At 68.1% G+C, this 13,143-nt stretch carries 14 protein-coding genes; 7 read left to right on the top strand and 7 right to left on the bottom strand.

All coding sequences use genetic code 11. From position 1 onward, the window contains the following. Window positions 1-576, top strand: a 576-nt coding sequence (locus tag O6P37_RS27545; RefSeq protein ID WP_269897063.1) for an HNH endonuclease signature motif containing protein, incomplete at its 5' end; no start/stop codon positions are given. Window positions 577-579: 3 nt separating this feature from the next. Here the strand turns inward: O6P37_RS27545 and gyrB are convergent. The 5 genes from gyrB to O6P37_RS28590 all read right to left on the bottom strand — a co-directional run bounded on the left by gyrB (window position 580) and on the right by O6P37_RS28590 (window position 7,698). After that, a complete protein-coding gene (gyrB, locus tag O6P37_RS27550) occupies window positions 580-2,502 on the bottom strand; it encodes a DNA topoisomerase (ATP-hydrolyzing) subunit B (RefSeq protein ID WP_269897064.1) in 1,923 nt (640 codons plus the stop codon). A gap of 7 nt (window positions 2,503-2,509) precedes the next feature. Continuing rightward, on the bottom strand, window positions 2,510-3,865 hold the full coding sequence (locus O6P37_RS27555) for an arylsulfatase (protein ID WP_269897065.1): 1,356 nt from the start codon (window positions 3,863-3,865) through the stop codon (window positions 2,510-2,512). A gap of 66 nt (window positions 3,866-3,931) precedes the next feature. Further along, window positions 3,932-4,729 carry a GntR family transcriptional regulator gene (locus tag O6P37_RS27560; RefSeq protein ID WP_269897066.1) on the bottom strand — a complete coding sequence of 266 codons (798 nt, stop codon included), beginning with the start codon at window positions 4,727-4,729 and terminating at the stop codon, window positions 3,932-3,934. A gap of 138 nt (window positions 4,730-4,867) precedes the next feature. Next, complete coding sequence (locus tag O6P37_RS27565) at window positions 4,868-5,752, bottom strand: formylglycine-generating enzyme family protein (protein ID WP_269897067.1); 885 nt, start codon at window positions 5,750-5,752, stop codon at window positions 4,868-4,870. 47 nt (window positions 5,753-5,799) lie between these two features. After that, entirely contained in the window at window positions 5,800-7,698 is a 1,899-nt protein-coding gene (locus tag O6P37_RS28590) for a serine/threonine-protein kinase (RefSeq protein WP_269897068.1), read from the bottom strand. Window positions 7,699-7,776: 78 nt separating this feature from the next. Between O6P37_RS28590 and O6P37_RS27575 the strand changes: the two genes are divergently transcribed. Continuing rightward, a complete protein-coding gene (locus tag O6P37_RS27575; protein ID WP_269897069.1) occupies window positions 7,777-8,559 on the top strand; it encodes an aminoglycoside phosphotransferase family protein in 783 nt (260 codons plus the stop codon). On the opposite strand, the gene O6P37_RS27580 is transcribed toward O6P37_RS27575, so the two are convergent. Then, entirely contained in the window at window positions 8,556-9,485 is a 930-nt protein-coding gene (locus O6P37_RS27580; protein ID WP_269897070.1) for an NAD(P)/FAD-dependent oxidoreductase, read from the bottom strand. The two genes, O6P37_RS27575 and O6P37_RS27580, sit on opposite strands and share 4 nt — an antisense overlap. Before the next feature lie 110 nt (window positions 9,486-9,595). Beyond that, a complete protein-coding gene (locus O6P37_RS27585; protein ID WP_264012975.1) occupies window positions 9,596-9,799 on the bottom strand; it encodes a cold-shock protein in 204 nt (67 codons plus the stop codon). 314 nt (window positions 9,800-10,113) lie between these two features. Between O6P37_RS27585 and O6P37_RS27590 the strand changes: the two genes are divergently transcribed. From O6P37_RS27590 to O6P37_RS27610, 5 genes are read left to right on the top strand one after another with little or no spacing between them, the layout of a single operon-like run. Beyond that, window positions 10,114-10,623: a DUF5994 family protein gene (locus tag O6P37_RS27590; protein ID WP_264012974.1), complete on the top strand. Its 510-nt coding sequence runs from the start codon at window positions 10,114-10,116 to the stop codon at window positions 10,621-10,623. 30 nt (window positions 10,624-10,653) lie between these two features. Continuing rightward, window positions 10,654-11,811 (top strand): N(5)-(carboxyethyl)ornithine synthase, encoded by a 1,158-nt coding sequence (locus O6P37_RS27595; RefSeq protein ID WP_269897071.1) that lies wholly within the window; start codon window positions 10,654-10,656, stop codon window positions 11,809-11,811. 48 nt (window positions 11,812-11,859) lie between these two features. Continuing rightward, the gene (locus tag O6P37_RS27600; protein ID WP_269897072.1) at window positions 11,860-12,333 is read left to right on the top strand and encodes a hypothetical protein; all 474 of its coding nucleotides are present in this window, start codon (window positions 11,860-11,862) and stop codon (window positions 12,331-12,333) included. Window position 12,334: 1 nt separating this feature from the next. Further along, window positions 12,335-12,721, top strand: a complete 387-nt coding sequence (locus tag O6P37_RS27605) for a DUF2237 family protein (RefSeq protein WP_264012969.1) — start codon at window positions 12,335-12,337, stop codon at window positions 12,719-12,721. A gap of 34 nt (window positions 12,722-12,755) precedes the next feature. Further along, complete coding sequence (locus tag O6P37_RS27610; RefSeq protein WP_269897073.1) at window positions 12,756-13,121, top strand: nuclear transport factor 2 family protein; 366 nt, start codon at window positions 12,756-12,758, stop codon at window positions 13,119-13,121. Window positions 13,122-13,143 lie beyond the last annotated feature (22 nt).

Below are 13,143 nucleotides of genomic sequence, written 5' to 3' on the forward strand. Positions count from 1 at the left end.
GACACCGAGGTGGCGCGGCGCCCGCACGGACACCGCACCACCGTGATCGCCCACGTGGACGTCGAGCAGAAGAGCGCCTCATTGCATCTAGGGCCGCTACTCACCGATGCCGACCGCCGATTCCTGCTGTGCGACGCCACCTTCGAGGTATGGCTCGAACGCCACGGGCAGGTCATCGGGTCCGGACGCGACACCCGCCAGATCAGCCGCCGGCTGCGTCGTGCCCTCGAACATCGCGACCGCTGCTGCGTGGTCCCCGGATGCGGCGCCACCCGCGGACTGCACGCCCACCACATCCGGCACTGGGAAGACGGCGGCGCCACCGAACTCGACAACCTCGTCTTGGTGTGCCCGTATCACCACCGGATGCACCATCGCGGCGGCATCACGATCACCGGGCCCGCACAGCACCTTGTCGTCACCGACAGCGACGGACAGCAGCTGAGTTCGGCATCACTAGCCCGCCCGCCGACGAAGCCCCGACCCGATGTACTTCCCTGTCCCGGACCCACCGGCGAACGGGCCGACTGGTGGTGGTACACACCGTTTGAACCACAACCAACTTCGACCAACTAGCGCTCAGATGTCCAGAAAGCGGATGTCCTTGGCGTTGCGGGTGATGAAGCTGCGGCGAGCCTCGACGTCGTCGCCCATCAGCACCGAGAACAGTTCGTCGGCGGTGGCCGCGTCGTCGAGGGTGACCCGGCGCAGCACGCGCACCGACGGGTCCATCGTGGTCTCCCACAGTTCCCTGGCGTCCATCTCGCCGAGACCCTTGTAGCGCTGGATGCCGTCGTCGGTGTTGATCCTCCTGCCGGCCTGCCGCCCTGCGGCGAGCAGCCCGTCGCGTTCCCGATCCGAGTAGGCGAACTCCGGCGCGCCGCGCTGCCACTTCAGCTTGTACAGCGGCGGCTGCGCCAGGAAGATGTGCCCGCTCTCGATGAGCGGCTTCATGAACCGGAACAGCAGCGTGAGCAACAGCGTCGAGATGTGCTGGCCGTCGACGTCGGCATCGGCCATCAGCACGACCTTGTGATAGCGCAATTTCGCGATGTCGAAGTCGTCATGGATGCCGGTGCCCAGCGCCGTGATGATCGCCTGCACCTCGGTGTTCTTCAGCACCCGGTCGATGCGCGCCTTCTCGACGTTGATGATCTTGCCCCGCAGCGGCAGGATCGCCTGGAACATCGAGTCGCGCCCGCTCTTCGCCGAGCCACCCGCCGAATCACCCTCGACTACATACAGTTCAGACTTCCGCGGATCGGTGGAGCGGCAGTCGGCGAGCTTGCCTGGCAGGCCGCCGATGTTCGTGGCGCTCTTGCGGCGCACCAGCTCGCGCGCCTTGCGTGCGGCGAGCCGGGCGTGCGCCGACGACGAGATCTTGGAGATGACGACCTTGGCCTCCGCCGGGTTGGCCTCCAGCCAGTGCGTCAGCCGCTCGTGACAGATCTTCTGGACGAACGAACGCACCTCGGCGTTGCCCAGCCGCGTCTTGGTCTGGCCCTCGAACTGCGGTTCGGCCACCTTCACCGCGACGACGGCGGCCAGACCCTCGCGGATGTCGTCGCCGGTGAGGTTGGGGTCCTTCTCCTTGAGGAGCTTCTTGTCCTTCGCGTACTTGTTGATCACCGTGGTCAGCGCCGCCCGGAAGCCTTCCTCGTGCGTACCGCCCTCGTGGGTGTTGATGGTGTTGGCGAAGGTGTGCACCGATTCGGAGTAGCCGGCGTTCCACTGCATCGCCACCTCCACCTCGAAGCCGGTTGCGGTCCCGGTGAATCCGATGACGGTGGGCTGGATGGGCTCCTTCGTCCGGTTGATGTACGCGACGAAGTCGACCAGGCCGCCTGCGTAGTGGAAGGTGCTTCGCTCAGAAGCTTCGGTGCGCCGGTCCTCGAGGGTGAGCGTGAGGCCGCGGTTGAGGAACGCCATCTCCTGCAGGCGGCGGGCGACCGTCTCCAGGCGGTAGGTGGTGGTCTCGAAGATCTCGGGGTCGGCCCAGAATCGCACCGTGGTGCCGGTCGCGGACGTCGGCGCCCCCTTGGTCAGGGTGCCCGGCACCGACCGGTCGTAGGTCTGCGCCCAGCGGTGCCCGTCGCGGCAGATGTCGACCTCGAGTCGGGTGGACAGCGCGTTCACCACCGACACCCCGACGCCGTGCAGTCCGCCGGAGACGCTGTAGGAGTCGGCGTCGAACTTGCCGCCCGCGTGCAACTGCGTCATCACCACGTCGATGGTGGGGATCCCGGTGGCGTGCTCGGCCACCGGGATCCCGCGTCCGTCGTCGACCACCTCGACGCCGCCGTCGGCCAGCAACGCCACCTCGACCCGGGTGGCGTAACCCGCCATCGCCTCGTCGACGGCGTTGTCGACGACCTCCCAGATCATGTGGTGCAGGCCGCGTTCGCCGGTCGACCCGATGTACATCCCGGGGCGTTTGCGGACGACGTCCAGCCCCTCCAGGATGGTGATCGAGTCGGCTCCGTAGCGGTTCGACGTGGTCATCGTGGCCCTACTGGGTGCGCGCCGGCACGAAGTCGACGGGCGCGCCGGCCGGGATCAGCTCCTCGACCTTGACGCTCTCCTCGAACTCCTGAATGAAGCGGTAGGCGTGCTGCATCACCCACCACCGCACCCAGGTCTGGTTCACCGCCTCGCGCTCCTTCGGGTCCTCCAGCAGGTTGGTGATGCGGGCGAACCCCAGCGGGATCTCCGGATCGTGAAAGTGCTGCTGACGCTTGAAGTTGATCTTGAACTGGGACCACTTGACGGCGTGCAGTTCCTCGTTGAGCCACACCATGCAGCCGTCGCGTTTGGACTCCTCGGCCTCGCCGGCGAAGAACTCGCGCTGGTCGATGCCGTCGATGGTGCGGTCGTCGGGCACGTCGCAGCCGGCCCATCGCAGCAGCGTCGGGAACATGTCGGTGACGTGCACCATGTCGTTGCTCTCACGCGGCGCCACCTTGCCCGGCCAGCGGATCAGGCACGGCGTGCGGATACCGCCCTCGGCCGAGCTGAAGTACGAGCCGTCAAAGAAGCCCGCGGTGCCGCGACCGGCCAGGTGGTCCTCGGCGCCGTTGTCACCGGCGAAGACGACGATGGTGTTGTCCTCGATGCCGAGTTCGGTGAGCGCGTCGAGGATGCTGCCGAAGTCGTGGTCGAGCATCAGCAGTGAATCACCCCAGGCGCCGTTGGTGCTCTTGCCCTTGAACTCGTCGCGCACCTCCATCGGGAAGTGCATCAGCGAGTGATTGTGATACAGGTAGAACGGCTTGTCCGCGTCGACGCTGCGCTTCATGAACGCCCCTGCCCGACGGTCGTATTCGCCGTCCATCTGACCCTTGAGCTTCACGGTCAGCTGCTGATCGGTGGTGGTGACGCCGTCGGCCTTGGTGCCCTCGTACATGTAGGAGTAGCCGTCGCGGTCACCGTCGTACCAGGGGTCGTCGGGCCACAGGCATTCGTCGTATGTGCGGGCCGGGCCGTACCACTCGTCGAAGCCGTGGTCGGTGGGCCAGCGGCCGTCCTCGGCGCCGATGTGCCACTTGCCGAAACATGCTGTGGCATAGCCGGCTTCGGAGAGAATGTCGCCCATCGTGCGCTCCCAGGCGACGATGCCGCCGCCGTTGCCGCCCAGGGCGATGGTGTGGTTGCCCGATCGGATCGGGTAGCGGCCGGTCATCAGCGCCGACCGGGTCGGCGTGCACTGCGGCTCGACGACGAAGTGCGACAGCTTCAGCGACTCGGCGGCGAAGGCGTCGGCGCGAGCGGTGTCGGCGCCGCGCAGGATGCCTCCGCCGTAGCAGCCGAGCTCACCCATGCCGAGATTGTCGACGTGGAAGTACACGATGTTGGGTTGTGCGGGCATGCTGAATACACCTCTCGTGTGGTTGCGAATTGATCCCTTGCGGGCGTTACGTGCGGCAGCGCTGGATTAAGTAGGGGTGGCGCCCCTGGCGGCGGTGGTCACCAGTGAGCACCGGTCGCCGCGATACCGCACGGTCTCGAGGTCGAACGGGGTGCCGTCCTCGAGGTGGGTGAGTCGGTGGAGCAGCAGCAGCGGTGCTCCCGGACGGATCTTGAGCAGTTCGGCGGTCTTCGCGTCCGCCGCGACGGATTCGACGGTGATCTCCGCCCAGCCCAGCCGGACGCCGAGTTCCTGCTCGATGAGCGCGAAGACGTCCTGATGGGCCAGTTCGGCGTCGACCGGGATGGCCCCGATCCGCAGCGACGTGGTATCCAGCGACAGCGGCAGCCCGCCGACGGAGCGCAGCCGTTCGATGAACAGGATCGGCGCGTTCTCCGGGAGCTGCAGTTTGGCCGCCACGAACGGCGTCGCCGTGGACTCGCGCACCGACAGCACCTCGTTGTCCACCGGCAGCCTGTGTCCGGCAAGCGATTCCGCCAGGCCTTCCAGGCGGTCGAGGTGCTGGCGCAGTTTCGCGCCGGTGACGAAGGTGCCGGAGCCCTGCACCCGGGTGATCAGGCCCTCACCGCGCAGCAGTTCCAGCGCCTCGCGGATCGCGTTGCGGCTCACGCCGAGCTCCGCGGCGAGTTCGGATTCCGACGGCAGCGCGGGGCGCGCGGCGGCGAGCCCGCCGAATGCGCCTTCGAGGATCTGGCTGCGCAGGACGTCGCGCACCCACCGGGCGGCGTCGGCACGGGTACCGGCGTACTCCCGTACCGACGGACGCGGAAAGTCCTTCGGAGGGATCTTCGGTTGCCGTGGCATGCACTCACTGTGCCACTCCGCCGACGGGGTGGCGGTAAGCGGAATGTTACGCCACCTGCCCGCCGGAAAAGGCTCAGGCCAGGGGCTTCGCGGCGGCGTTGCGGCGAATGTTTCGCCATCGCCGGCCACGTCCGCCGGTCAAGCGATGCAGCGGAAACCGATGTGGGTGGTGGCGCTGTCCTGGGATTGCGACGACCGCGCGGCGGGGCGGTAGCGGTGGCAGTACTCCGGCGCGCACAGGTGCGAGCCGCCCTTGAGCGCTTGGTTGATGGTCGGGTCCCCGGTCGGGGGCGGGGGCGGGGGCGGGCAGCAGCCTTCGGCGGGCTGGTCGGTGCGGTGCTGCCGGGTGTAGGGCGTGGTGGTCCACTCCCAGACGTTGCCGATCATGTCGACCAGGCCGAAGCCGTTGGGCGGGAACGTGCCGACGGGCGAGGTGCCCGCCCAGCCGAGGGCTCCGCTGTTGCGGTACGGGAACCTGCCCTGCCAGGTGTTGGCCATCAACCGGCCGTCGGGCTGGACGTCGTCGCCCCAGGCGTAGGCGGTCGTCGCGCCGGCCCGGGCCGCGTACTCCCACTGCGCCTCGGTGGGCAGTCGGCGTCCGGCCCACGCCGCGTACGCCGCGGCGTCGGGGTAGGCGACCTGCACCACCGGGTGTTCGAGGCGATCGTCGATGGAAGATTCGGCTCCGAACGGGTGAAGCCAGCAGGCGCCGGGCTCCCATGTCCACCACTGCCGCCAGTCGCGCAGGTTGACCGGCCCGGCCGTGGACCGGAACACCAGCGCGCCGGGGATGAGGTCGGCCGGCGGGACGCCGGGGAAGTCGGCTGGGTCCAGCGGTCGTTCGGCGACGGTGACGTAGCCGGTGTCGGCGACGAAGTCCGCGAACTGGGCGTTGGTGACGGGGTGGCGCTCGATCGCGAACGGCGCCACCGACACCGTGTGAACCGGGGCCTCTTCCGGATAGAAGTCGACGGACCCCATCCGGAACGAGCCACCCGGCAGATCGACGAGTTCGGTCAGCACCCCGCCAGGCTAGGTCGTCTCGGCGCAGCGCGCGCGCCCCCGAGAGGCTACGGGTTGAGTTTCGTTGTCCCAGCCACCGGCCGCCAAGTGCTGACCATTTTCGCGATGCAGTTGTCGCTGGTGAATCCCTCGTCGCGGCACCACGCCAGCACGTCGGTGTAGTCCGATGATTGGAGGCCGATCACGGTCACCCAGAAATTGCCGCTGTCGAACGTCGACCAGTCTCCAGACCACAACAGCTTCGCGTTCGGGTACACCTGCCGGAACTGCAGATGCTCGTCGAGGATCTGCGCGTTGTCCCACACTGTGCCCTCCGCCTCGAGGCCCACCCGCTTCGAGCTGATCTGCGGCGCCCACCTGTCCGCGAGTACCTCTGCCACGAAGGGGCGGTCCTCGTTCGCGATCGCCCGCAGCCGGCTCAGGCTGGCGGTCTCGACGCCCGGCGTCACCGTGACCGTCTGCGTGGGTGCCTTCGGCGGTGGCGGTGGCGGCGGCGGCTTCGGCGGGGCCGCGGCGGTGGCCGTGGACGGCGATTCAGGCTCCGGCTGTGTGACCGCGAACTCGATGCCCGCCTTCGCTTCCGCCTCGGTGTAGCTCATCTCCGGATGCGACGCCACCCGCACCCGATAGAACTGAGCTCCGGCGGGCACCGAGTTCACGCGGAACGACAGCGAGCACCCCTCACGCTCGCTGTCGCTCCCCTGAATCGCCCCCTTCGCGAGCAACGTGCCCGATTCGTCTTCGACTGTGACGGGCGCGTTGGGTCCGGTGTCGCCGTAGACCTTGGATCCCGCGCACGTGTAGCCACCTGGCAATCCGGTCGTCTTGACGACGCCCTCTGGAAGGCGCAACGTGCCTGCGAGAGTGAACGGTTCACCACGCGACTCTGGTCCGGCAGGCGCGAGAGCGAAGTAGCCGACGACGCCCGCGACGGTCAGCACCACGGCGCCCACGAGAGCAATGCGCAAACCCTTCCGGGACTTGTCTGCTGGCTGAGCTGCTGGCACGACCTCCGGCATGGGCGCGGATTCAGGCGTAGCCGGGCGCACCATCGTCTCCACCTGGTTCACGCTCGACCCCACCATGGTCGCCTCGGTTGGCGCGTCCAACGCCTCCTCGAGTGCACGCGCGAATTCTGTGCACGTGGCGAACCGATTCTCGGGGTCTTTGGACAGCGCGCGGGCCAGCGCCGCGTCGAACGCAGCCAACTCCGGACGGATGTCGGCGAGCCGCGGCGGCTTCGCATTGAGGTGCAGGCCGATGACGACGACGGGCTGCGAGTGCTGGAACGGCGGTGCGCCCGTCAGCAGGTGGTAGGCCGTGACGCCGAGTGCGTACTGATCGGTCCGGCCGTCGATGTCCAGGCTCATCAGCTGTTCGGGCGCTGCATATGCCGCAGTTCCGACTGTCATGTTGGTGGCGGTGAGGCCTCCGCCGGTGTCGTCGGCCAGGTCGCGTGCCACCCCGAAATCGCCGAGCAGGATTCGTCGCTCATCGTGGTCGGAATCGGACACCAGAATGTTGGCCGGTTTCACGTCGCGATGCAGCAGCCCGCGCGCGTGTGCGTAATCCAGAGCTGCGGCAACAGCTTTGACGATCTTGATAGCCTCGTGCGGCGGCATTCCATTCGGATACCGTCCGGGCATCAGTTGGCCGACGTCGGTGCCGTCGACGAAGTCCATGGAGATCCAGAGGCGGTTGCGGTGCTTCCCGCGATCGTGAATGCCGACGATGTGCGGGTGCCACAACTTCGCCACCGAGTCCGCCTCGCGGTTGAAGCGCTCGACGAAGTCGGGATCCGCTGAGATGTTCGCCTTGAGAACTTTCAGCGCGTCCTGACGGGGCAGCCTCGGATGCTGGGCGAGGTAGACCTCGCCCATTCCCCCTGAGCCGAGCATCCGCTGGATGGTGTAGCCCGCAATCTTCGTACCGTCGCCTAACGGCATGCGGAAACTGTACCCGCAACGCGGCGACAGCTAACATCTGACAGTCGATATCACTTTCGCCGATGCCATCCTGTTGACGTGACCGACCTCGACGACCTCGTCGACGAATGGAGCCTGCGCCCCGACGGCGACGCCATCCGCACGCCCGACACCACCGTCCTCCCCGTTCGCACGTCCGGCGGCCCCGCCGTCCTCAAGATCGGCGGATCCGCGCACGCCCACCTCGTCCTGCGTCGCTGGAACGGCGACGGCGCCGCCCGCCTGCTCCGCGCCGACCCGCACCGTCGCGCCGTCCTGCTCGAACGGTTGCACCCGCAGTCCCTCGACGGCCTCGACGACACCACGGCCTGCGAGGCCGTCGCCCTCCTCTACCGCCGCCTCCACGTGCCGGCGATGCCCCAATTGAGCTCGCTCACAGACCTTCTCGTCGACTGGACCGGCGAGTTCGCCGCCCTCCCCCGCAGCGCGCCGATCCCGCACCGGCTGGTCGAGCAGGCCAGCACGCTGTGCCGCGACCTCGCCACCCAGCCCGCCGATCACGTCCTGCACGGCAACCTGCACTACGGCAACGTCCTCGCCGCCGACCGGGAACCCTGGCTCGCCATCTCACCCGACCCGGTCAACGGCGACCCGGCCTACGAGATCGCGCCGATGCTCTGGCACCGCTGGGACGAGCTGACCGGCAATCCCCGCTTCGGCGTGCAGCGCCGCTTCTTCACCCTGATCGACACCGCCGGAATCGACCAGGACCGCGCCCGCGCCTGGGTGATCGTCCGCGTCGTCCGCGCAGCCGCCCGGTCACTGCACGACAACACCGCGCTGACCCGGCTCGTCACGCTGGCCAAGGCCGTCCAGGACTAGGTGGGCGGGTAGGGCAGGCCGTACTCGTCGGACAGTAGGCTCTGCACGATGATCATCGCCGCCTGCGAGCCCGAGGCCATCGCGCCGACCAAATGCGGCTGTTCGGTGCAGGCGTCGCCGGCTGCGAACACCCCGCCGGTGCTCGTCCGGTAGATCTCGTCGATGTCGAGCGGCTCGGTGCCCAGCGGCCCCGGTGTGCACGCGGCACCGAGTTGCTCGGCCAGCGGCGTCCGCTGCCGAACCGGCGCCTCCACCAGCAGGCCGTCGCGCGCCAGCGTCGAACCGTCGGCGAACGCGATCTCCTTCAGGCAGCCGTCGGCTTCGATCAGCTCGACCACCCGCCGGTCGTCGAGGGTCACCCCGGCGTCGCGCAGCACGCGTTCGTCGTCGGGCTTCAGCTCTGAGCGTCCGTCGGTCAGCAGCACCACGTCGTCGGTCCAGCCCCGCAGCATCAGCGCCGTGTGCATTCCCTGCTCACCTGCGGCGAGCGCGGCCAGCTTCTTGTCACGCATCTCCCAGCCGTGGCAGAACGGGCACTGGAACACCGACGTCCCCCACAGCTCCGCCACCCCGGGCAGCTGCGGCGGGCAGTACGCCATGCCGGTGGCCAGCAGCACCCGCTTGGCCTGGATTTTCGCGCCGCCGTCGCACTCCAGCTCGAAGCCGCCGTCGACCCGACGGCCGCTGCGGACCACGCCGCGGCGGTACTCGACGCTCGGGTACGCGGACAGCTCCCGGCGTCCGGTGGCGTACAGCTCGTCCGGTGGCCGTTGATCGAATCCCAGCAGGCCACCGATGCCCGGGGAGGCGCGGTTGCTCTGGTCCTGGCCGTCCACGACGATCGTCCGCCTGCGGGCCCGGCCCAACACCAGGGCGGCACTCAACCCGGCCGCACCACCGCCGACGACAGCGCACTCCCAACTCATGGGCTCACTGATTCCCAGATCTGGGAGCTTTGAACATCGGAAGCCACCCCAGAAAAAGAGAAGTGGGCTGGTAGGTCTCCCTACCAGCCCACGACGTACTTGAAGCTCGTTTAGACCGCCGTCACTCCGACAGCCTGAGGTCCCTTGGCGCCCTGTTCGATCTCGAACTGGACACGCTGGTTCTCTTCGAGCGACCGGAATCCGCTTCCGCTGATCTCCGAGTAGTGGACGAACACGTCAGCCGCGCCACCGTCCGGGGCGATGAAACCGAAGCCCTTGTCGCCGTTGAACCATTTCACAGTTCCCTGTGCCATACGCTTTTCACATTCTCTCATTGACTGGATGCAGAACACACCCAACACAAGGGTAGCACGCCAGCGGCCCAGCGTTGTCATCGTCTTCATCCTGCGAATCAAGGAAATTCGTGCGCGCCCGGCAATTCCGCCGCGTCCCGGTTACGCGCGACTACTCCGCCGTGTACCGTTGAATGTGAACGGTTTGTGACGCCGTCCGAACCGATTCGCATCTCGACGCCCGTAACTCTCGCGCGCCGGATCGATCTGGAAGCGAGGACACCGGCCATGGTGTACGCACACAAATACATTGTCCGCCAACTGAACTCGTCGTTGTGAGCGCGACTGACCGGCGTGGGTCCAACAACCCCATCCGGCTCACGCTCGCCTCGGAGCTCGGCAATTATCTCGACGGCGCGTGGTGGCCCTACACCGCGTCGATCGCCCGCGAACTGCCCGACCTCATCGAGGCGCTGACCACCCGGCTGGGCGACATCGTCGACCTCGACGTCAACTGGTCGTCGCTGCAGGGCGCACCTGACCTGAATCCGATGCCCTTCGGCGGCAAGGTGCCGCTGCCCGGTGCGCGGATCCGCCAGCAGCGGGTCATCACCATCACCGGCAAGCAGGGACGGGCGAACCTGCTGGTCGTGCCGTCGCGGACCACCCGAGCGCTGGCCGTGATGGTGCTGCGGCACGCCGCCTCGCTGCCGATCGAGTACGGCCACGCCGACACCTCGGCATGCCGGACCGCCGAAGAAGTGGTCCGCAACGCCCGCGCCGAATGCGCGCAGCGGGCCTTGGCCGGACGCACCAAGACGTCGGCCGTCGACACCAAGGACTGACCCGTTCACCACGGGCGTAGGGTGAACCACATGGGCCAACAACAACTTTCACTCGGCGTACTGGCCCATTCCCGCAAGCCCGACGAGCGCCGGTTACCCCTTCACCCGGCGCACCTGAGCCGGATCGAACCCGAACTGCGAGCCCGCATCGTGCTCGAGCGCGGCTACGGCGAGGAATTCGGCGCCACCGAAGCCGAACTCGCCGAACTGGTGGGCGGCGTCAAGAGCCGCGACGAGATCGTCGCTGAATGCGACATCATCCTGCTGCCCAAGGTGCAGGCCGAGGATCTCGCGGAGTTCGGCGACGGCGCCATCGTCCTCGGCTGGCCGCACTGCGTGCAGGACACCGCGCTCACCCAGATCGCCATCGACCGCACACAGACGCTGATCGCCTTCGAGGCGATGAACCACTGGCAGGCCGACGGTGGATTCGGATTGCACGTCTTCCACAAGAACAACGAGCTCGCCGGCTACTGCTCGGTGCTGCACGCCATGGCGCTCGCCGGTGTCACCGGCACCTACGGCCGGCGGCTGCAGGCCACCGTCATCGGCTTCGGCGCCACCGCCCGCGGCGCGGTGACCGCACTCAACGCCCACGGCGTCGACGGCGTGCGCGTCCTCACCACCCGCGAGGTCGCCGCCGTCGGCTCCCCCATCCCGGGCACCCAGATCGTCCAGATGGGTCAGGACGAGAACGACCCCAGCCACACCTGGGCCGACACCCCCGAGCACGGCGAGATCCCGGTCGCCCGGTTCCTTGCCGACAACGACATCGTCGTCAACTGCGTGCTCCAGAATCCCGAGAAGCCACTGATCTTCGTCACCGAGGGCGACCTGCCGTCGTTCGCGCCCGGCAGCCTCATCATCGACGTCTCCTGCGACGCGGGCATGGGGTTCTCCTGGGCGCAACCCACCTCGTTCGCCGATCCGATCCTCGAGATGGGCGACCGGCTGCTGTACTACGCCGTCGACCACAGCCCCTCCTACCTGTGGAACTCAGCGACCTGGGAGATCAGCGAGGCCCTGCTGCCGCACCTGGACACGGTGCTCGCCGGACCCGACGCCTGGGCCGACAGCGCGACGATCCGCCGCGCCATCGAGATCCGCGACGGCGTTGTGCAGAACCCCGCGATCCTGGCGTTCCAGGACCGCGAGAAGGAGTACCCGCACCCGGTGCGGTCGAGCTGAGTCGTCCGAACAATCGCCCCCGGCGCGGATCGGTCGTACCGTGACTCCATGCCCGAAGCGATCGACGTCGCCCACCCGCCGCAAGCCGTCCTCAACGTCGTCAACCGCGGGCTCCGGCTGGCGCTGCGCTCCCCGCTCGGCGCCGCGCTCAAGGAGTTCATGCTCGTCGGATTCAATGGCCGCAAGACCGGCAGGCGCTTCGCCGTCCCGGTCAGCGCCCACCACATCGACGGCGACCTCTACGTGATCCTCGAGGCCGGCTGGAAGCACAACTTCCGCGACGGCGCTCCCGCGGATGTCTCCTACGGCGGCAAGACGACCGCCATGCAGGGCCAGCTGATCACCGAGACCGCCGCCGTCGCGGATCTGGTGCACCGCGCCGCCCAGTCCTATGGCGCCAAGAAGGCACAACGCACGATGGGCCTGAAGTTCCCCGGCGACACCGTCCCCTCGCTGCAGGAGTTCACCGAAGCCACACAACGCCTCGGCATCGCCGTCATCCGGCTGACACCGGCCCGCTGACGTGACCGATCGCAACGTACTCGGCGGCCCCCTGCAGGAATGCAGCACCGACCCCATGACCGGATTCTTCCGGGACGGCTGCTGCAGCACCGGACCGGAAGACGTCGGCGTGCACACCATCTGCGCGGTGATGAGCCGCGAGTTCCTCGACCATCAGATGTCCATCGGCAATGACCTGTCGACGCCGCGACCGGAGTTCCGTTTCCCCGGCCTCAGCCCGGGCGACCGCTGGTGCGTCACCGCGCGCAACTGGATGCTGGCCCACCAGGACGGCTGCGCGGCGCCGGTGGTGCTGGCCGCGACGCACGAGTCGACGCTCGCGCTGGTGGCGCTGGACATCCTGCAGCAGCACGCCGTCGACGTCCCCGACCACATCGGCGACCTCTGAGCCTGACCCTGCCCATCCCCGAAGGAGATACCCCATGCCCGCATCCGTCGACGAGCTGATGGTCGCCAACCTGCTCGAGGTGTTCAACGAACGCGACGAGACGACCCGGCGCGCGGCGATCGAGCGCACCTACGCCGCCGACGTCCGCTGGACCGACGAGGACGGCGTCAGCACCGGCCGCGACGCGCTCGAAGCCAAATGCGTTGCGCTGCAGAGCAACATCGGCGATCTGCAGTTCGTCTCCGCGGGCCCGGTGCACGCCCTGCCCGGCTTCGGCCACCTGGCGTGGCAACTGGTCACCGCCGACGGGAACGTCGCGATGGCCGGCTTCGACGCCGCGCTGGTCAAGGACGGCGTCATCACCGACCTCTACACGGTGCTGATCCCCCCGCAGCAGTAGAAACGTGCGCGGTGCGCGCGAG

Source organism: Mycobacterium hippophais (genome assembly GCF_027529605.1).
GTDB classification, from domain to species: domain Bacteria; phylum Actinomycetota; class Actinomycetes; order Mycobacteriales; family Mycobacteriaceae; genus Mycobacterium; species Mycobacterium arseniciresistens.